This window comes from Planctomycetia bacterium (assembly GCA_016795155.1).
GTDB lineage: Bacteria > Planctomycetota > Planctomycetia > Gemmatales > HRBIN36 > JAEUIE01.
The window spans coordinates 71,850-90,369 of the sequence record JAEUIE010000023.1 but is presented as its reverse complement, the minus strand read 5'-3'; the positions used below and the strand labels follow the sequence as shown (position 1 = coordinate 90,369).

The 18,520-nt window shown below is 52.1% G+C and carries 16 protein-coding genes; 9 read left to right on the top strand and 7 right to left on the bottom strand.

Annotated elements, in window-relative coordinates; all coding sequences use genetic code 11:
• Positions 1 to 438 precede the first annotated feature (438 nt).
• The 3 genes from JNJ77_09835 to JNJ77_09825 all read right to left on the bottom strand — a co-directional run bounded on the left by JNJ77_09835 (position 439) and on the right by JNJ77_09825 (position 4,389).
• Positions 439 to 2,016, bottom strand: a complete 1,578-nt coding sequence (locus JNJ77_09835) for a hypothetical protein (protein MBL8822875.1) — start codon at positions 2,014 to 2,016, stop codon at positions 439 to 441.
• A 197-nt stretch (positions 2,017 to 2,213) separates the two neighbouring features.
• A complete protein-coding gene (locus JNJ77_09830; GenBank protein ID MBL8822874.1) occupies positions 2,214 to 3,779 on the bottom strand; it encodes an ankyrin repeat domain-containing protein in 1,566 nt (521 codons plus the stop codon).
• Between the two features lie 157 nt (positions 3,780 to 3,936).
• Positions 3,937 to 4,389 carry a TIGR03067 domain-containing protein gene (locus tag JNJ77_09825; protein MBL8822873.1) on the bottom strand — a complete coding sequence of 151 codons (453 nt, stop codon included), beginning with the start codon at positions 4,387 to 4,389 and terminating at the stop codon, positions 3,937 to 3,939.
• A gap of 322 nt (positions 4,390 to 4,711) precedes the next feature.
• Here JNJ77_09825 and JNJ77_09820 point away from each other — a divergent pair, with 322 nt between their 5' ends.
• A complete protein-coding gene (locus tag JNJ77_09820; protein ID MBL8822872.1) occupies positions 4,712 to 5,383 on the top strand; it encodes an aquaporin in 672 nt (223 codons plus the stop codon).
• Between the two features lie 78 nt (positions 5,384 to 5,461).
• Here JNJ77_09820 and JNJ77_09815 read toward each other — a convergent pair whose 3' ends face one another.
• The gene (locus tag JNJ77_09815; GenBank protein MBL8822871.1) at positions 5,462 to 6,280 is read right to left on the bottom strand and encodes an iron dicitrate transport regulator FecR; all 819 of its coding nucleotides are present in this window, start codon (positions 6,278 to 6,280) and stop codon (positions 5,462 to 5,464) included.
• 500 nt (positions 6,281 to 6,780) lie between these two features.
• On the opposite strand from JNJ77_09815, the gene JNJ77_09810 reads away from it, so the two are divergent.
• On the top strand, positions 6,781 to 7,155 hold the full coding sequence (locus tag JNJ77_09810) for a helix-turn-helix transcriptional regulator (GenBank protein MBL8822870.1): 375 nt from the start codon (positions 6,781 to 6,783) through the stop codon (positions 7,153 to 7,155).
• Positions 7,130 to 8,077 carry an SRPBCC domain-containing protein gene (locus JNJ77_09805; GenBank protein ID MBL8822869.1) on the top strand — a complete coding sequence of 316 codons (948 nt, stop codon included), beginning with the start codon at positions 7,130 to 7,132 and terminating at the stop codon, positions 8,075 to 8,077. Before JNJ77_09810 ends, JNJ77_09805 begins: the two co-directional genes overlap by 26 nt.
• A 114-nt stretch (positions 8,078 to 8,191) precedes the next feature.
• On the opposite strand, the gene JNJ77_09800 is transcribed toward JNJ77_09805, so the two are convergent.
• Positions 8,192 to 8,503, bottom strand: a complete 312-nt coding sequence (locus JNJ77_09800; GenBank protein MBL8822868.1) for a ferredoxin family protein — start codon at positions 8,501 to 8,503, stop codon at positions 8,192 to 8,194.
• 236 nt (positions 8,504 to 8,739) lie between these two features.
• Here JNJ77_09800 and JNJ77_09795 point away from each other — a divergent pair, with 236 nt between their 5' ends.
• From JNJ77_09795 to JNJ77_09785, 3 genes are all read left to right on the top strand, one after another.
• Positions 8,740 to 10,374 carry a hypothetical protein gene (locus JNJ77_09795; GenBank protein ID MBL8822867.1) on the top strand — a complete coding sequence of 545 codons (1,635 nt, stop codon included), beginning with the start codon at positions 8,740 to 8,742 and terminating at the stop codon, positions 10,372 to 10,374.
• A 6-nt stretch (positions 10,375 to 10,380) separates the two neighbouring features.
• Entirely contained in the window at positions 10,381 to 11,619 is a 1,239-nt protein-coding gene (locus JNJ77_09790; GenBank protein ID MBL8822866.1) for an LL-diaminopimelate aminotransferase, read from the top strand.
• A 108-nt stretch (positions 11,620 to 11,727) separates the two neighbouring features.
• Positions 11,728 to 13,032, top strand: coding sequence for a serine/threonine protein kinase (locus JNJ77_09785; protein ID MBL8822865.1), 1,305 nt, complete (start codon positions 11,728 to 11,730; stop codon positions 13,030 to 13,032).
• Between the two features lie 129 nt (positions 13,033 to 13,161).
• On the opposite strand, the gene JNJ77_09780 is transcribed toward JNJ77_09785, so the two are convergent.
• The gene (locus tag JNJ77_09780) at positions 13,162 to 13,569 is read right to left on the bottom strand and encodes a PIN domain-containing protein (GenBank protein MBL8822864.1); all 408 of its coding nucleotides are present in this window, start codon (positions 13,567 to 13,569) and stop codon (positions 13,162 to 13,164) included.
• Positions 13,554 to 13,778: a hypothetical protein gene (locus JNJ77_09775; protein ID MBL8822863.1), complete on the bottom strand. Its 225-nt coding sequence runs from the start codon at positions 13,776 to 13,778 to the stop codon at positions 13,554 to 13,556. The genes JNJ77_09780 and JNJ77_09775 overlap by 16 nt, the downstream gene beginning before the upstream one ends.
• A 339-nt stretch (positions 13,779 to 14,117) precedes the next feature.
• Here JNJ77_09775 and JNJ77_09770 point away from each other — a divergent pair, with 339 nt between their 5' ends.
• The 3 genes from JNJ77_09770 to JNJ77_09760 all read left to right on the top strand — a co-directional run bounded on the left by JNJ77_09770 (position 14,118) and on the right by JNJ77_09760 (position 18,509).
• Complete coding sequence (locus tag JNJ77_09770) at positions 14,118 to 15,335, top strand: DUF4974 domain-containing protein (GenBank protein ID MBL8822862.1); 1,218 nt, start codon at positions 14,118 to 14,120, stop codon at positions 15,333 to 15,335.
• A 234-nt stretch (positions 15,336 to 15,569) separates the two neighbouring features.
• On the top strand, positions 15,570 to 17,270 hold the full coding sequence (tadA, locus tag JNJ77_09765) for a Flp pilus assembly complex ATPase component TadA (GenBank protein MBL8822861.1): 1,701 nt from the start codon (positions 15,570 to 15,572) through the stop codon (positions 17,268 to 17,270).
• Positions 17,271 to 17,306: 36 nt separating this feature from the next.
• Positions 17,307 to 18,509, top strand: a complete 1,203-nt coding sequence (locus JNJ77_09760; protein MBL8822860.1) for a type II secretion system F family protein — start codon at positions 17,307 to 17,309, stop codon at positions 18,507 to 18,509.
• Positions 18,510 to 18,520 lie beyond the last annotated feature (11 nt).

Here is an 18,520-nt window from a genome sequence, read left to right as displayed (position 1 = left end):
TTTGTTCCTTGGCCATCTGGTGAATGAGTTCCTGAACCTGGCTGCACGTTTCGATGCTGAGGCCAAGCTTGGCCTGCTTGGCCATTTTCTCCTTCATTTGCTGCGGTGTCTGCATGGTGACGCTCCGACATGGACGTTTGTACACAAACCCACAGCGTAACTTGGGGGAGCGTTGGTTGTAAAGTATCTGGGGTGATTTGAGACGATCTGAGACAGTTGGGCGTGATCTCATTTAGCCCCCGGCCCTTCAGGCCGGGGGCGTGACCGCGCGGTGACGTATTGCCGTCGCGGGGATGATCTTCGAGATGAACAATCACTTTCGCGCGCACCCACCCCCGGCTTCAAGAGCCGGGGGCTAAATATTATCTGGTTAAAACGACACACGAGGACTTGCCTTGCGGCTTGTCCTCGTGCGCGTCGGACCAGGGTGGTGTTCCGTTAGAAGGTAAACGAGACGCCCATCATGAATCCATCCAGGCTCAGGTAGCTGTTACGAGCGGTTGGACTCAGGCGACCCAGATCGTAGTCGATTGGATCAGTCATGCGGCGGGCACCGAGGATACCCAGATATTCATAACCAACGCGGAAGGTCACACCTTCGTGAGCATACCACCAGAGGTAAGCTCCACCCTGGAAGAGACCAGCCATGTTGAAGTAGTTCTGCGTTCGCTTGACCAGGCCTTCCACTGAATCGAGCCGGTTCAGCACGACTGAACTGCGATTTGCCTGGGCCAGCACACCGATCTTGGTATCCAGGCTGACAGCGAAGCCGTTGAAGAGATAAGCTTCACCGCCCACACCAGTCTGCAAGCCGTAGAAGTTATTCCGCTGCTTGGTCGTGTATCTCAGGCTCCATTCGTTTCGCTGTTCATTATCGATGATACCACCACCGAATGGTCCACCCAGAGCATCGGGGAAACCTTGATCTTCAATGACCATGCGGAAACGTTCCATCGTGGAGATGTAACGGAAACCACCTGTCCAGTAAGTACGAGTTCCTTCGACCTGCAACACGGGAACCCGCATATTGAGTTCAGCAGTGTGGATAGAGAGCAACTGGCTGATCTGCACCAGCTCGAAGCCGTTGGTAATACCGTAGGCGGAGACAGCGAACCCACCCAGATTCTGCACATCAGCCGGAAGATTCACAGGCTGATAGGTGCCCAGATTGTTAGGAGGCAAAGTCTGCAGCCAGGTATCGGAAATGATTTCCCGCTGCGGGCCAGCGTAGTAAGGTGAGAAGTTGTAGAAACCGCTATAAAGATAAGCGTTGGCACCATCATTTCCCGCATTCTGGCTGGGATTAACAATTCCGGAGGTGGCAGCGCTGCGGGCCTTGGTTAAACCCATATAGCTGGCTTCGATAGTAATACCACTTCGCATGCGGTAGCCGAAGGTGATTCGGGTACCTGGCTGGAACTGGTCTTTATTGACTTCATCGGTGTTGAGAGCGACTTCCTGACTGCCATAGATGGCGCCAGCTGGTCCTCGTTCGGTCCAGAGCGTGGTGACGTAATTTCCACCGCCATCGAGAATATCAACAATGCCACCATTCGGGTTTCCTCGAATGGAACCATCGAGATCGACATAGCCTCGTCGAGCTACGTTCTGGCCACGGAGAGCGCTGTTGATACGCATGACGGCAGCTTCTGCACTGAAGTAGAAGCCTTCGTCGCGATCTCCCCAGGCCACCGGCAAAGGAATTTCATGAACAGGAGCAGCAAGGTTGGTTGTGCCCAGTTGATATTGTGCCGAAGCTGGAGCAGCCCCCAACAAGGCAACAGCAGCGGCAAAAAGCCATTTGATCCGACGGCTCATGGAAACGCGTCCTCCCTGACGAAGGTGCTGGGCCTCGTGCTTCTCCGCAGTTACATGCACAGGAGTGACAGACACTCCAGTTGTCGTGGCAGTTGCCATGGGCCAGCGTTCCATCGCATATTCCCCCTGATTGCCCTGCCAAGCACCACCCTGATAGGCTCGGTCTACCGGCAATCTTTCCACGTTATCGTCCCGCATATTCGGCAAACTTGAATCTCTCGGAAAAGTTTGCCCCTAATTCCCAACAGGCATCCTCGTTACTGTTTAACACCTAGAGCCACTATTTTTTCCACTTTGACTCAAGTGGAGAAGATGGTGAAGCTAGGGAAGTGAAATCACGTGTTGTTGGTGGAATTGATAGAAAGTGTCGCCGACATTCCTGTCTGGGCCACACGCTAGTCCCATCGCAGATAGATTGATCTTTCTTTCTTGATGCAATTGGCCAGTGTCGCAGCGTCGTCGATTTCGTCCAGTACGCTGGGGCAGATTTCGACCATGCTGTTCGCCAGTTTCGAGGCGGATTTTACCTGACCATGGAAATGGCAGCCCACTGATTCGTGATTACAGAGTGTGAGGTCGAACGGATTCTGCATTTCTACCTGTCTCAGCCAGGCAATGATGTCCTGAGTGTTTACCGAGTAGTTTGCGCCTTCTGTGCCGCACGCAGCAACGACTGCGTATGGATTACTGGTAGGGAAGAGGGTCCATTTCGCAGATTCACCAGGCACCCATGGTTCGGCCAATACCAGATGGCACCCAGCTTCGCGCGCTGCTTTCTGCAGCGATTCCAGTTGCTGTCCGTTTTTGCAATGTTTCAGCGTGAACGATAACACTTTCGCTGCTGCCAGGCCATGATCAGCCACCGGCTGCCAGGGTTTCCCATTGCCGCATTCAGAGGTAAGTAGTTGAAGCAAGTGGGAGTATTCTGGCCTTGCTGCATTGGTTGTAAAGGCTTCCACTTCACGAACGAAATCATCTTCTTCTGATTTGCTGCTGGCTGCCCTGCCCTGTAGCAGTTCAGCAATGGCTTTCAAGCGTGGGACCAGGGCGACTTCTTTTTCACCATGCGGAAACTTGATGTTCTGCTGCACTAGCTTCAGCGTGGTTTCGCCATCGAATTTTGCATCACGATCCGCACCGGCGGCGAGCAGTACTCGAACTGCATCAAGGTGGCCATTGAGCGCTGCGTTCATGAGGGGAGTGAAGTTGCCCATTCGCTTCTCTTCGCGGCTGCGTGGGTTCCAGTAGCCTTCGACGGGATGGCCCGTTTTCAGGAGAAATTGCAGAATCTCGACATTGCCACCTTCCGCAGCGCAACCAATCAAATCGGTGTCGCTCAAGCCACGATGCTGCAGGTTGGCACCGGCATCGACCAGGATTCGGAACACCTCAGCATGCCCGCCTTGTGCGGCGAGCATGATGGGCGTCCACTTGTTCTCGTTGAGTGTTTCCAGAGGCGCACCATCTTTCAGTGCTTGACGAACCTTTTCTGCGTCACCCCTGGTTGCTGCTTTTCGAAGTGCTTTGGCCTTTGCATTCAAGGCAACATCAGCCTGCGAAGATGCATTGGCTGCAGACTGCTGGGGCCTGCCGGGTGCTTTTTCTGTTTTTTCTGCAGGTTTGGCTTGTGGAACTGCGGGAGCATTCTTCAGAAGCGTTTCAATTTCCTTCAGTTTCGGTATCAGTTTAGCCGTGTTGTCATCCATTTTGGCAATGGCAATGTGATCCTTGATTAACCGAAGGATGGTATCACCCATGAGTTTAATACCAGGATCGGCACCCGCAGCCAGCAGCACTTGGACTGCCTCAACATGGCCCTTTTCTGCCGCATGCATCAAGGGTGTCATGCCGATCTTATCTTTGCCGTTGACCGCTGCTCCGTCGGTCAGCAATTTTCTGATGATTCCAACATTGCCGCGTTCTGCCGCCTTGCACAGTGCATCGATTTGGCCATCACTCATGACGATCACCTGGAATTTCCATCTGTCGGTACTCTCTATTTGTTGAACTGTACTACACAATTAGTTCGCAAAATGAACTACGCAGGGGATTGGCACGGTTAGCGTGCGCACACGCCAACCGTGGCGCCCGACCCAGATGGATTCATATGTATCGCGACTACTTGTTTTCTTTTACTTTTTCGAAGATGAAGACTACGTTGGTAGAATTTTTAGTGTTGAAATCCTTAGGCCGATTGCTTTCAGCCGCCCCGGGGGCGGTGATGCAGACGGTCCACTTGTCGCCTTCCAGTTTGTAGATGGCGTATTGTGTTTTGCCTTTGTTGGGTCCACTTTGGTGCTGGTTTTCCATTGTTCTGGGGTTCTTGGAGGGATCGACCGTCATGGTGGCGGTGTATTCGCTATTGCCCATTTTGCCAGTTGCCTTGCCATCAGCACTGACCGTATAGGTAAACGAAGGAACAGCATTTTTGGGAAAGGGATTGCCGTTTGCTTCCAGGCCGACAGCTTTCCAGGTTCCCTGCAGTGCCTTGAGTTCTTTCTGCACCGCATCGTCGGCATTCAACACGATGGGGAAGGCTATGACGACCAGCATCATTGAAAAAGAACGCATGGGACTCCTGGTTGGTTGAACTGAAGGATAATGATGAGAACATTATAGCTGGCATTGTTGGAACAGGATTGGAATCCAATACTTACAGGCTGGCGAGTTCTCGACCTGGATTGGCTTCCATACGATTACATACCCGCCTTCCAACTGGCTGGTATTCTCCAGACTATCGCTTGCTTGATACGCACCTGCTATCGGGTCACCCTGCCAGAACATTGGATTCCAGTTTTACGGTCAGCAGTGAGTCATGATTTCATCTTGGCAAACGAGGGCAACTTAGGGTAGAACCATGCTGTTGCAATCTATTCTGACAAGGAAGTTGGACATGAAACGTTATCTGACCGAAATCATCGGAACCTTTTTCCTGGTTCTGACCATTGGATTGGCGACTACCGCTACCCCCAAGATCAGCTTTCCGGAACTGGCTATTGCCAGCGCCCTCATGGTCATGGTCTACATGGGTGGACATATTTCCGGTGCCCATTACAACCCGGCCGTCAGCCTGGCCGTGATGCTGCGAGGCAAACTATCCCCCATCGATTTCGTTCCCTATGTGGTTTGCCAGTTGGCTGGTTCGCTTCTGGCCTGTTACGTGGTGCATCAAATTAATGGTGGGTTTATCAAAGTCGAACCGCATGCCAACACCACTCCAGTGATGGCGATCATCGTCGAGTTCATTTTCACCTTTGCCCTGGCTCTCGTCGTGCTCAATGTCGCAACTGCCAAGGGAACCGAAGGCAATTCCTTTTACGGCCTCGCAATCGGCTTCACCGTGCTGGTTGGAGCCATGGTTGGTGGTGGCATCTCCGGCGGAGCATTCAATCCTGCGGTAGGCTTCGGCCCCATCACCTTCAACTTCTGGATGAAACAGGGTGAGCTCAACAACCTGGGCTACTACATCGTCGGCCCATTCCTGGGTGGAGCCGTCGCCGCCGCCGTCTTCTGGGTGCAGAACGCCGAGTGGAAAGTCTCGATGTCCTCTGCGGATAAGAAGTAGTTGAACCAATCCGGCTGTCCGGTTCATAACCATTGACGTACCAGGGTTGAAACTGCTTTCAGTTTCGACCCTGTTACGTTAATGGCTGGAATCATTGAACGCCAAGTCAATCAACCTTGGCACTACCTCGGTAGCTTTTCCTTTCAGCCACAGGCTGCTGAATTCCTGAGTGTCTGGGTTGATCTCGATCAACGGGACATTTCGCATTTTAACTTGCACTGGCAACGTGCAGGCGGGAAAGACCTGGGCAGAGGTGCCAACAATCACCATGAGATCACACCACTGGGTATCTTCCATTGCTTGTGCCCAGTCGGGTTCGGCCAAGCCTTCGTTGAAAAGCACGATGCTGGGGCGAGTGACACCACGCCAACTGAGCCCAAGGATATCTTTGAAACTGCGTAGGAGTTTAATGATCGTTACCTTGCTGGCAATCATTTCCTTCAGGCGTTCCACCATCCGTAGCAGATCGCTTTTGTTCAGCCGACGAACCATCGTACCCTTGCCATCAATAATCTTGAACAGGCTGCCATGTACTTCGCGAACACGCAGACTGCCTGCTTCCTGATGCAGATTGTCGATGTTTTGAGTAATGACTGTAACGGTCGTCTTGTCTGCCAGTTGAGCAATAGCCTGGTGGGCAGCGTTCGGCACAGCCTTGGCAATCGGTTCAAGAACAGCCAAAACGAAGCGGGCAACTGATGCAGGATCTCGCCAACCCTCCTGAATCAGTCCTTTCCAATGAGCAAATCGTTCAGGTGGAAATTGCTGCCACAGGCCCGAGCCATCGCGAAAAGTCGGGATACCACTCTCAGCCGAAGTGCCTGCTCCGGTGAAAACCGTCACTTTCTTTGCATGCCGCAACAGACTTGCCGCCTTGGTGAGTTGTGAGCTATCCATGATGTTCTTTCAGAATTCCAAATGTTATCGCTGAATCTACTATGACAAGTGAGTATGCGAAATAAAGCGAGTTCCATGTTTCAACTGGATTTTCTGCTGCCCAGTTTGCTCAGGTAAACAACACCTGACCCTATAGCAACTGAAATAACTATATGAGGCACGAGAAGGAAAATAACTTCCCAGCCACAGATGTTGTTTACATAGGCTGCACCAAGAGGAAGTCGCTCGTTGGATTTGGATTCATGCCACGGAATCATCGCTATTCCAAAGAAGATAAGTGATGCGACAGCAAGAATGGCATAAACCGTCGAGTTATTAGTTTTCATTTTGAGGAAGTTGCAGATTTACTTGTGCGACTGCACATGCTCATCCGACACATTCTACCCTCATCTGCGGATTGACTACCATAGTCAACTCTCAAAATAATTGTTCACCAGCTTGACGACTCCGAGCGTTAATGGTATTTAACTCTATGGTTAATTAACCAATTGGTAAATTACATGGCCGATAAACTCAGTCAGACCTTCACTGCACTCGCTGACCCTACTCGGCGGGCATTGCTGGCCAAGCTGTCGCGGGGCGAGACGACGGTTTCAGACCTGGCCAAGCCGTTTCTGAAGAAGATGAGCTTGCCTGCCATCACCAAACACTTGAAAGTGCTGGAGAAAGCCGGGCTGCTCACCAAATCACGACAGGCACAGACCCGCCCCTGCAAAATCAAAGGCGATGCCTTCAAAGACGCTGCCCAGTGGCTGGAACAATACCGCCAGCACTGGGAAGAGGCTCTCGACCGCCTCGGCGAATACCTCAAGACCATCCATCCTCCTGCATCCACGAAAGGAACGCACCATGGCCGCGAACATTACGGGAAATGAAATCAGAATCAAACGTCAGTACGATGCACCGCTGCGTGCCGTCTGGGATGCCTGGACCGATCCCAAGCAGGCTGCTCACTGGTGCGGGCCGCGTGGATTCACCATCACAACGCACAGCCATGATCTTCGGCCTGGCGGCATCTGGCACTACACCATGCACGGGCCAGATGGCGTTGATTACCCGAACAAAACGTTTTACCACGAAGTGGTGAAGCACTCGCGGATGGTCTACGACCATGGTGGATACGATGATCGTCCCCCGCTGTTTCGCGTCACGGTGCAGTTCACCGAGATGGATGGCAAGACCTCGCTCGACATGCGGATGGGCTTTGCTACTCCGGAAGTAGCAGAACAAATGCATGGCTTCATCAAGAAGGCAGGCGGAAACGCAACCTGGGATCGGCTCGGCGAGTACCTCGAAAAACAGTCGAGCGGAATCGAGAAGTTCATCATCAATCGGAGCTTTGCTGCACCACTGGAGAAAGTGTTTGAGATGTGGACAGTGCCTGAGCACTTTTGCCAGTGGCTACCACCAACGGGTTTTACCATGAAGTTCATTCGGGGCGATATTCGTCAGGGCTGGGGCGCCTTCTTCTCCATGACCAATGGCCAGGGTATCACCTTCCATGGCAAGTCGGAGTACCTCAAGATCGTGAAGCCGAGCGAGCTGATCTACACGCAGCAGTTCTGCGAAGCCGATGGAACAGTTTCACGTCATCCGATGGCCCCGGTATGGCCTGAGACAATGCTGACCACGGTGAAGCTGACAGCTGAGGATACGGGGCACACCCGTGTCACCGTTACCACCGAACCTTATGGATCAGTTACCGCAGAAGAAATTCAAATCTTTGGCAATGCAAGGACCGGCATGACCGCAGGCTGGACAGGTTCGTTCGACAAACTGGAGGAGTTGCTGGGATAAGCACAAGAAGATTTCGACGAGGAGTTGGAGGCTCGAAGGACCAAGGGACCATGCCGATTCTGTTTTATGAAACCCTGCGAGCCGGAAATTCGCAGGGAGAGAAGTGATCTGCCATCACTTCTTGGCCGAGCAGTCAGGCCCTTCCAGAGGTGAGGTTTTCTGGGTGATGTTGTTCACCTTGTCTGCCTTCAGTTGTGCCGTTTTTTCGGTGTTCAACTGAATATAGGAAGTCCATTGGCCGGGGACATTAGCCTCAGCATAGATGGCTTCTACGGGGCATTCTGGCACGCAGGCTTCACAATCGATGCAGTCGATCGGGTCGATGTAGAGCATCTTTTCATCTTGCCAGAAGCACTCCACCGGGCACACCACGACACAATCGGTGTATCGGCAATCGTGGCAATTGGCGGTTACGACATGGGCCATAGCATCCTCATCTATTGCGTTGTCAACTGGCTGTCACCCGATCTTGCAGGGTAGGTTCCCTGTTGACACACCTGGCGTTTTCCTGTTCATCGTCTATTTCGGAATAATCCTTAAAGAATCTCTAGGAACGCAGAACAGGAATGTCTATGTAACTTGTTATCATCAACCAAGTTTTGTTACTATTAGCCCGCTTGACTTGTACCCTGATGCATTACCTGAATGGAAGCTGGTTATCCATGGTCGCGTGGCTGAAGAAACTGAACCATCAACCTGTCATGATGACAATACTGGTGTCGCTTCTGCTGACAGCGTTGTTTCTTTTGCTGAACCATACACCACTCTGGCATACCGATATCTGGGCACATCTGAGGTTCGGTTCGTGGATGAGCGAACATCAGCGATTTCCCGAGCGTGAACCGTTCAGCCCGTGGTCTAATGATGCACCGTACATGCCCTTTGCCTGGCTGAGCCAGGTAGCAATGTGGAAAGTGTACGAGGCAGGCGCCTGGGTTCCCTACCGCTGGTCGTGGGATGATGCGAGCCAGCCAGGCGGAGTTGATTTCCTGCGCGTGCTGAATGCTCTGCTGGTAGCTCTTCGGTATCTTTTCCTCTATTGGGCATTTGTACGGCTGAGCGGGTCACGGCTAATCAGCCTGCTCGGTGTAGTTTTCTCGATCGTGCTCTGCTGGAACACGCTGGAAGTGTTGCGGCCCCAGGTATGGGGGGAACTGTGCCTGTGTGTGGTATTGTTCCTCGGCTGCCGACAGCCACCGAGCAGGTTGGCAGTCTGGCTAACACCGCTCATCATGGTGCTCTGGGCGAACCTGCATGGTTCGTTTTTAAACGGCCTGCTCATTCTGTTGGGGCTTTGGGCCAGTCGATTGTTTCAGGCTATTCGTAGTGCAGTGCAATCGCAACGAGTTGATGCATTTCATTCAACTGCATTTCGCCGTTCGCTACGTATGCTCCTTCTCAGCATCCTTGCTGTGGGTGTGTTCAACCCACTGTGGAGTTTTCAATGGTTCCATGAAACACTGGTGTTTGCCAGCAACCCCAATGTGCAGGACATGGATGAATGGCATCGGTTGCAATGGAACAGCCCGCTGGGCATCATGTTCATGATCTCACTGGTTGTCATCCTGCTGACACAATGGCTGGCAACCTGGCGGAAAGTGCCAGGCATCAACATGGGGCATGGCCTGTTGCTGGTCTGCTTTGGTGTACAGGTGGTCTTTTTTCAGCGCATGTTTCCATGGTGGGCGATCATCTGTCCATTTGTGTGTGTTGGCCCGTGGACGCGAATCCTGGGATGCCCACCTGGTGACGGCTATGTGTCACTGAAGCATCGATTGATGCAGTGGGCTGCGATTGCAGGCTGTCTGTGGATCGGCTTTGCCTGGTCGAACCTGGGCAAAGTTCTGCTGCATGAGGATATCACGCTGTTGGATCAATCTCTGCATCCTGCCACGCCCCGCCTAGTGGATCGAGCGCATGATCGCCGGGTCAGGCCGGGTGTTGATACAGCTTTATACGCAGCGGTGCATCAGCCTGGGTCTTCTATTTTCTGCAGTGAAACGCTCGGGGATTATCTGCTCTTTGCCAAGGCTCGACCTGTGGTGATTTATTCGCATGTGCAGCTCTTTTCTCCACAGCACTGGCGTGACTGCAGGGTGGTAAAAGAAGGGATAGAGACATGGGAAAAGTATCTGAACCAATGGAACTGTCTGGTGGTCTGTGTAGAAGCGGAGTTGCATCCTCGACTTTGTGCTGCGGTAAAAGCGTCGCCTAATTGGCGTGTGCTTCTGGACGAAACGCATTCCAGCAGTAAACCGAACCCGAAGTCTCGACTTTTCATTGCCATCAGGAAATAGCACCCCATGAGCACGTCGGCCTTGCCCTGGTTTCAGTCGTTGTTTGCAGAACGCATTGGTGGAATGAAGTATGGTCAGGGAACAGCCATCTACAAATTCGAGAAAATCAAACGGGCTAAGCGGGAAGCGCTTGCCCAGTTTCCCAACCGAATGCTGCTCGATTTCGGCATCGGTGAAAATGATGACATGGCCGATGCTTCCATTCGGCAAGTGCTCTGCGATGAAGCCAACAAGGTGGACAACCGAGGCTATGCTGATAACGGCATTCTTGCCTTCAAGGAAGCAGCTGCCCGGTTCATGAAGCGTGAGTTCAATGTCACGCTCGACCCTGTGACAGAGATCAACCACGCCATAGGCTCGAAACCTGCCTATGCGATGCTGCCTGCTGCCTTCATCAATCCGGGCGATGTCACCCTGATGACAGTGCCCGGATATCCGGTGGCGGGCACACACACCAAATACTACGGTGGTGAAGTTTATCCATTGCCGCTGTTACCACAGAATAATTTCTTTCCGGATTTGAAGAGTATTCCTTCTGATATTGCCAAGCGGGCCAAGTTGCTGGTGATCAACTACCCCAATAGCCCGACAGGGCAGGTGGCTACCAAGGCGTTTTATCAGGAAGTGATTGAATTCGCTCATCGACACCAGGTTGTCATCGTGCAGGATGCTGCCCATATTCTGCTGTCGTACGAAGGCCGGCCGATGAGTTTCCTGGAAATGGATGGCGCCAGGGAAGTGGGTGTGGAAGTACATTCCATGTCGAAAGGCTTCAATATGATTGGCTGGCGAATGGGTTTTGTGGCAGGGCATGAAAGAATCGTACGGGCCTTTGCAGATATCAAAGATAATAGTGATTCAGGCCAATTTATGGCGGTGCAGAAAGCAGCAGCTTTTGCACTCGATCAACCTGCCATTCACCAGGCTGTCCGCAAGAAATATCAGAGAAGACTCGAAAAACTGGTAGCTGCTCTGAACAGTGTCGGTTTCACTGCCAAGATGCCTGGAGGCACCTATTTTCTGTATGTGAAGGCGCCGAAAGGGAGTAATCATCGGGCTTTTGTCGATGCCGAAGATGTATCCCAGTTTTTGATAACGAATCTCTCACTCTGTTGCGTACCTTGGGACGATGCAGGCCCACACTTACGCTTTTCCGTGACTTATACTGCACAGGATGAAAAAGCCGAGGATGCCTTGATGGCTGAAACGGTTAAGAGGCTGAAGGGTCTGGAACTGGAGTTTTAATCAACCGGTTCGCATTATGGTGATTTACATGATATGGTAGATTGCTCAGGCTGAATGGGTTGCAAGACTTGTTAGCCTGATAATGGAACCTTTACCAACCGCCCCCGCATGCAAGATACGCTCTTTCTGGGTCGCTATCGCATCGTTCGCCTGCTTGGCGAAGGAGGGATGGGGCGCGTCTGGCTGGCCCGACAGGTAGATCTCAATCGCGATGTGGTCGTGAAGGTCATGCACGAACACATTGCTGCAGACCCACGCTTCCAGGAACGGTTCCAGCAGGAAATGCTGGCAATGGCCCAGTTCCAGCATCCGTACGCAGTCACGCTCTATGATGCACACCTGGAAACCGAAGAAGGCCCATGCATCATCATGGAGTTTGTGAAAGGTAAAACGCTCGATATTGTTCTGAAGGAAAACCGGCGGTTTACGCCTCAGCGGGCCAGCCGGGTTCTGGGTCAGCTTTGCGAAGTGCTTTCTACCGCTCATCAACAGGGAATCATCCATCGTGATTTGAAGCCTGCCAATCTCATGATCACTGATCCCGATACGCAGTTTGAAAAGATCAAGGTGATGGATTTCGGTTTGGCCAAGCTGGCCCGCCTGGCCAACTTCGACACCAAGTCGGCGGCTCAGCAGAGCAGCAGTGACAATATCCTCGGCACACCAGCTTATGTCTCGCCTGAACAGGCGCGCGGTGAGCATATCACCCATCGAAGCGATATCTACAGCGTGGGAGTGATTCTTTACGAGATGCTGACAGGCCGACTGCCATTCCAGGGCTTGTCAACCATGGACACCCTGCTGGCACATGCGATTGAACAGCCGCCTAGCATGAGCGATGATGAGGTCTACATTCCTGCAGCCATCGAGAATGTTGTCTTCCGCAGCATGGCAAAGTTGCCGGAAGAACGGTATGGTCACACGCGGGAACTGGCAGATGATTACATGCGGGCCTTGGCTCAGCCTGATCCCCGGAAGTATCAGGAGAAAGTAGTCAATGAAGATCCTTCCGATCTGCCGCCCATACCCGACAATCTTGATCCCTCGGTGATGATCTACCGCATCCAGGCGTGGATGCCTCGTACCATTGCCTCGGTGAAACTGGCTGGGTTTATTCAGGATGCTCGTGGCGAACTGATCGAAAACACTTCAGGACGGGTGCGAGTGATTCTGGGAGGCAAGAACACGGCGTACCGCCCTTCCAAGGTAGGCTGGTTTGCTACCGGGCGATCAGACATCGAGATGGAACTGCAGATTTTCGAAAGTACCAATCCGCTGCGACGCAACCAGGTCTGGGTGACTGTAATCCTGCGTTATATTGGCAAACATCTCTCGGATGATTTTCACAAGCGAGGCGACCGCATCTTCCGAGATCTTCGGGGATATCTGATCGGTTCGACGCCGGGGATTTAGTGAGTGCTGAGTGCTGAGTAAATTATATTTGTAGGTTTGTTGTCGCGGTGAATAGCTTAAATCAATGGTTAGCTGAGAATACTTTGCATCTGTCAGCCCGTGACGCCAGCCAGGGCGTGATCATAACGTTCACAAAACTTCAACAGGTATTTCCTGGCATCGTGAGAATGTGAGGTCGCCTGTCAAGAAGACACTTGCGCCTGCGTCAATAGCGGAAGCGTAGTGCAATGCATCGGGCGTTTTCAAGTTGTATTTTGCGCGAAGATCCGTTGCTTGGTCTATCACTGATGCACTTACTTCAATCAAGGTAATTTCTAATCCAGCAAAAAACATATCGAATTGCTTTAACGTATGATGGTCAAGTGCACGCAATGGTTTTGTACGACACTCGAGACGACTCAGTTGTGAAGTTGTCAGGGAACCAGTCATCCCTATCGATGGAGCCAGCCGTTGTTCCAAGGGTGTTCGAGTTCCGACATCCCCTTCGACCAATCTGATAATGACATTTGCATCAAGGTAAATCAACGTTGTTCCCATTCATCACGTTCTATACGCACCTGTGCCAGTATTTCGTCACCACTTCGGAGTTGGGAAGCTTTACCAAATGCATCTGTAATAGACATTGCTATCTTTGGAACAGTTGGAATGATGACCAGTTCAGCTTTTCCTTCGGTATCTGGCATAGGTTCATCTGGAATAAACTTCCGGCGTGCATATCTGCCATGAACAATCAAAGCCTGATTCATCACAATAATAACTCCTATTCAAGGATATAAATTTAACCCAGCCTTTTTCTTCAAACAAGCAGGACTTATGAGAGATGTCGGTTATTATACGTCAATCTGCTTATGGGTACGCAACTGTTGAGCCATTTTCCGTCATTCTCACTTGTATAATCGATATGAATTAGCTAATTTCACAGTAGTTAGCGCAAGATGTTCCTTGCATGGCATCTAAGCGTTAATTCACATCTCTTTTTTTGCAGCGTTGCGTCTTGATCTTGCCCGCACCGTTCACCAACTGTGGTATTCTGTAAGGGTAACGAAGATCGGGATGTTCTTCCGACGCTGATAGCGAGGTAAGTCATGGTAAGGCGCTGGTTCGTTCTCGCTGGATTGTCTCTTTGCTTTCTGAACCCTGCTGCACAGGCAGACGATCCCCCCGGCAAACAACTCGAAGAAACTGCAACCCGTATCCGAGTGGCTAAAGAGTCGCTCAAGCACACCGTCGAATCGGCGTTGTCCAAAGCAGGCAAGTTGCCTGTCGATGCAGGCATTGTCGTACTGCAGTCAGCTGAGAATGATGTCAACGAGGCAAACTTCCTGACTGCTGCCGAGAAGAAAGAATTCACCGATCAACTGACAGCCAAGCGTAAGGCTATCGAATCGGGATTGCCTGCCAGCAAGCCTGCACCTGCTACCACCTCCAAGGAAGAGAATCAGACGAACGAGAAGGTTCGGGAGGAACTCAATCTCATCAAAACACTGGATAAGCAGGGGCATGTAGCCACTGCCAAGGCCAGGCTGAAAGCGTTGATGGATAAGTACCCGCAACATCCGGCACTTCTTGCCTATGCTACGGTCACTTCGCGACAGGATATAGCCCGCGATTACAACCGTCTGAATGCAGATCGTAACACCAGTACCAATGAAGCGATGAGCGACATCGTGAAATCGGCAGGGAATGTTCCTCCCAATGGCACCATTAAGTATGACAAGGAAGCATTCGATAAGGCCAGCAAACGCGAACCGGTAGGCAGCGTCTTTTCCAAGCTGACCGGTCGTGAGAAAGAGATTCTGCGCACACTTGATCAGCCGAGCAAAACGGATTTCAGCTTTAACAACACCAGCTTCGATCAGGTCATCAAGAGCCTGGAGAAGGAACTGGGCTTCCAGCTGGTCATCAGCAAAGCGACCATGGAAGAAGTCAGACTTTCCTACGAGAGCACGCTGACATATGAAATTCCCCGCAATGTATCCAAACGCAATCTACTCAAAAGCGTACTTAGTGAACTGGGGCTTACTTACATCATCAAGGGTGAAATAGTACAGGTAGTCAGCTTCCTGCAAGCTAAGAATGAAATGCGGGTAGGTGTGATGGATGTTGCCAGCCTGATCAACGGAGTTGGTGCACAACAGAATGTCAACCAGATTATCAACCTGATCAAGACGACGGTGGAGCCTGATTCCTGGGAAGGCGCTGGTGGTAATGGCACCATTACTTTCCACCCGCCCGGAACCTTGATCATTAAAAACTCGGCCGAGGTCATTTACCAGCTGGGTGCCCGGCCTCGATCCCGATAATCGTTGAATCCCCTGGCATTCGAACCATGTCAGGGGATTTTTTGCGCTTTTTCAGAGCATCACATGCTGAGATTTGTCTCATGAGAGAAGTTTCATCCCAATCGTCGTTGATCCTTGCGCCACAAGACGTTACCTTTAATTATGAGAAGGGTTTAAAGCTGTAGATGATGCTTCACGGTGACTGATACGATTGACACCCAATGGTCATTGGTTCCTTCTCAGGAAAGATTCACGATGCGACTGGCAGAACGGCTGTTACAACTGGGGCAGATTGATCTGGGCGCGATGCAGCGGCTACAGGAAGCTCAGGCCATGACTCCTGATCGGCCTGAATACCAGATTCTCCTGGAGCGGGGGTTAGCCAAGGAAGGTGATGTACTGGCGTTATTGTCGGATGAATTCGGCATGCCGATTGTCGAACTCGAAAATGCCAAGGTGGAAAAAGATGCACTGGAATCGATGCCGAGCCGGCTGGTGCACAAACGCAACCTGATGCCCCTCAAGCGTGAGAACGGCTCGCTGATTGTGGCCACGGGCGATCCGCAGGATGTCTATACGCTCGATGAAGTGCAGATGCTGACAGGCCTGCGTATCAAGCCGGTGCTGGCCAGCCCGCGCGAAATTGCCCGGCTCATCAAAACACATTATGGCGTCGGTGGCGAAACGGTTAATCAACTCGTCGCGGAGCGAAAGGAAGACCTCGAATTACTCGAAGACCTGGAAACCGATGACAGCGAACTGGCCAAGATGGCACAGGAAGCATCAGTCGTCAAACTGGTGAACGAAATCCTGATCGAAGCTGTCAATGAACGGGCGAGCGACGTACACATCGAGCCTTCGGAACATACGCTTCGCATCCGTTACCGAATCGATGGTCGATTGCAGACGCAGATGCTTCCGCCGGAAATCGCCCGATTTTCGCTGGCGATTGTCAGCCGCATCAAGATCATGTCGCGACTGAACATTGCCGAAAAGCGTCTGCCTCAGGATGGCCGCATCAAGATGCGTGTGCAGGGCCGCGAGATCGATGTTCGTGTTTCCATCATCCCCATGAGTCATGGCGAAGGCATTGTCATGCGTATCCTCGATAAGGGTCGCATGGTCTTTAACCTCGCCAATGTTGGCATGCTGCCTGATACCTACAAGCAATTCAAGGAACTGATCGATAAGCCGCACGGCATCGTGCTGGTCACCGGCCCCACGGGTTCGGGAAAATCAACCACGCTCTATTCAGCGCTCAATGAAATCAAAGATGAAACGCTGAAGATCATCACCGTGGAAGATCCTGTCGAATACCAGATGGAAGGTATCAGCCAGATTCAGGTACACCACAAGATAGGTTTGTCTTTTGCCGCTGCTCTGCGAAGCATCCTGCGCCACGATCCTGATGTCGTGCTCATCGGTGAAATGCGAGACATGGAGACGGCGGAATCAGCGATCCAGGCATCGCTGACTGGTCACCTGGTGTTCAGCACGCTGCACACCAACGATGCTCCCGGCGCATTTACGCGTATGATAGATATGGGTGTGGAGCCTTACCTGGTTGGTTCGACCGTTGAAGGAGTGATGGCCCAGCGACTGGTGCGAACTATCTGCAAGGAATGTAAGGTGGAAGATGTCCATGCTGAGGAACATCTGCTGCCCAACGACTTCCCCAAGACCAACAACGGAAAGAAGATTCAGATATTCAAAGGTGCAGGCTGCAAGGCATGCCGAGGCACAGGTTACCGTGGCCGAGTCGGCATTTATGAACTGATGGCTACCGATGATGAACTGCGGGATATGTGTTCACAGCGCATCAGTGCCACGGTCATCCGCAGGAAAGCTCTGGAAAAGGGCATGGTGACGTTGCGACAGGATGGCTATCGCAAAGTTTTATCGGGAATTACGACAGTAGATGAGGTGGTAACAGCCACGATTGGTGACTTTAGTTAATAGAGGGTATGCCCCTGCCCTGGAGGATTGAGCAGAATGCCTGATTTCGCTTACACCGCCCGAAGCCCCGATGGCCAAGCCGCCACGGGAGTTCTCACGGCTGGCAGTGAGCGTGAAGTCATGGTCATGCTCGATCAGAAAGGGCTGTTCCCGGTTACAATTCAACCAGCGAAGAAATCGAAAGTGGCTGCCTTCAGCGGCGGAAAGATCAAGCCGCGGCTGCTTTGCACAGTCTATTCCCAACTGGCCGATCTGCTGCACTCTGGCGTTCCCCTGCTCCGCAGTCTGGAAATCATTGAAAGGCAGTCGACGCTGCCTGCACTCAGCGAAGTGCTGCTGGATGTTCGTGCTCAAATCAGCGATGGCACCAGCCTGGCTGATGCGATGGCCAAGCATCCCAAGGCATTTAACGAACTGACTGTCTCGATGGTACGTGCCGGACAGGAAGGCGGGTTCCTGGAAGATGTGCTGGCCCGCATTGCAGAATTCACCGAGCATCAGGAAGAGCTGCGTTCTAAAGTGATTGGTGCACTCGCCTACCCGATGTTTCTGATGATTGTCGGTTCACTCATCGTACTCGGTCTGGTGATCTTTCTGGTGCCTCGATTCGAATCGATGTTCGGAAACAAGCACGAGGAACTTCCCTTCCTGACAGTTGGTCTCTTGAATCTGAGTCACTTTCTGCAGAATAATTTCCTGTGGCTGGCGATGGTGTTCGGGATACTGATCTTTCTGTATCGTCGCTGGGCTAGGAGTGAAGCGGGGCGGCGGCGGCTCGATGGCATCATGTTGAAAATACCGGTGGCTGGGAGTATCATTCGTAACCTCGCCATTTCGCGATTCTGCCGTATTCTGGGAACGATGCTGAAGAATGGCATCCCCCTTCTGACGGCGCTTCGCATTGCCAAAGATTCGACTGGCAACAAGATTCTCGCCGATTCGATTGATAAAGCAGCGGAACATGTCACTGGTGGAAAGAGCCTGGCCGGGCCACTGGCCAACAGCAAACAGTTTCCTCGTGACGTGATTGAAATGATCAGTGTGGGGGAGGAATCCAACACGCTGGAAAAGGTTCTGGTCAATGTCGCTGACAGCACCGAGCGCCGGACGACCCGGCAGCTTGACCTGCTGGTGCGCCTGCTGGAACCTGTCATGTTGTTGATGATGGCCGGCGTCACGCTTCTGGTGGTGCTGGCCCTGTTGATGCCGTTTATGCAAGCGAACAGCCTTATTGGCTAGGAGACATTCTC

What these genes read in the sequence shown, in the direction of transcription:
- JNJ77_09835 (MBL8822875.1), bottom strand. Translation starts at nt 2,016, where the DNA reads ATGCGGGACGATAACGTGGAAAGATTGCCGGTAGACCGAGCCTATCAG.
- JNJ77_09785 (MBL8822865.1), top strand. Translation starts at nt 11,728, where the DNA reads ATGCAAGATACGCTCTTTCTGGGTCGCTATCGCATCGTTCGCCTGCTT.
- tadA (MBL8822861.1), top strand. Translation starts at nt 15,570, where the DNA reads ATGCGACTGGCAGAACGGCTGTTACAACTGGGGCAGATTGATCTGGGC.
- JNJ77_09820 (MBL8822872.1), top strand. Translation starts at nt 4,712, where the DNA reads ATGAAACGTTATCTGACCGAAATCATCGGAACCTTTTTCCTGGTTCTG.
- JNJ77_09795 (MBL8822867.1), top strand. Translation starts at nt 8,740, where the DNA reads ATGGTCGCGTGGCTGAAGAAACTGAACCATCAACCTGTCATGATGACA.
- JNJ77_09800 (MBL8822868.1), bottom strand. Translation starts at nt 8,503, where the DNA reads ATGGCCCATGTCGTAACCGCCAATTGCCACGATTGCCGATACACCGAT.
- JNJ77_09775 (MBL8822863.1), bottom strand. Translation starts at nt 13,778, where the DNA reads ATGAATCAGGCTTTGATTGTTCATGGCAGATATGCACGCCGGAAGTTT.
- JNJ77_09805 (MBL8822869.1), top strand. Translation starts at nt 7,130, where the DNA reads ATGGCCGCGAACATTACGGGAAATGAAATCAGAATCAAACGTCAGTAC.
- JNJ77_09790 (MBL8822866.1), top strand. Translation starts at nt 10,381, where the DNA reads ATGAGCACGTCGGCCTTGCCCTGGTTTCAGTCGTTGTTTGCAGAACGC.
- JNJ77_09770 (MBL8822862.1), top strand. Translation starts at nt 14,118, where the DNA reads ATGGTAAGGCGCTGGTTCGTTCTCGCTGGATTGTCTCTTTGCTTTCTG.
- JNJ77_09760 (MBL8822860.1), top strand. Translation starts at nt 17,307, where the DNA reads ATGCCTGATTTCGCTTACACCGCCCGAAGCCCCGATGGCCAAGCCGCC.
- JNJ77_09780 (MBL8822864.1), bottom strand. Translation starts at nt 13,569, where the DNA reads ATGGGAACAACGTTGATTTACCTTGATGCAAATGTCATTATCAGATTG.
- JNJ77_09815 (MBL8822871.1), bottom strand. Translation starts at nt 6,280, where the DNA reads ATGGATAGCTCACAACTCACCAAGGCGGCAAGTCTGTTGCGGCATGCA.
- JNJ77_09830 (MBL8822874.1), bottom strand. Translation starts at nt 3,779, where the DNA reads ATGAGTGATGGCCAAATCGATGCACTGTGCAAGGCGGCAGAACGCGGC.
- JNJ77_09810 (MBL8822870.1), top strand. Translation starts at nt 6,781, where the DNA reads ATGGCCGATAAACTCAGTCAGACCTTCACTGCACTCGCTGACCCTACT.
- JNJ77_09825 (MBL8822873.1), bottom strand. Translation starts at nt 4,389, where the DNA reads ATGCGTTCTTTTTCAATGATGCTGGTCGTCATAGCCTTCCCCATCGTG.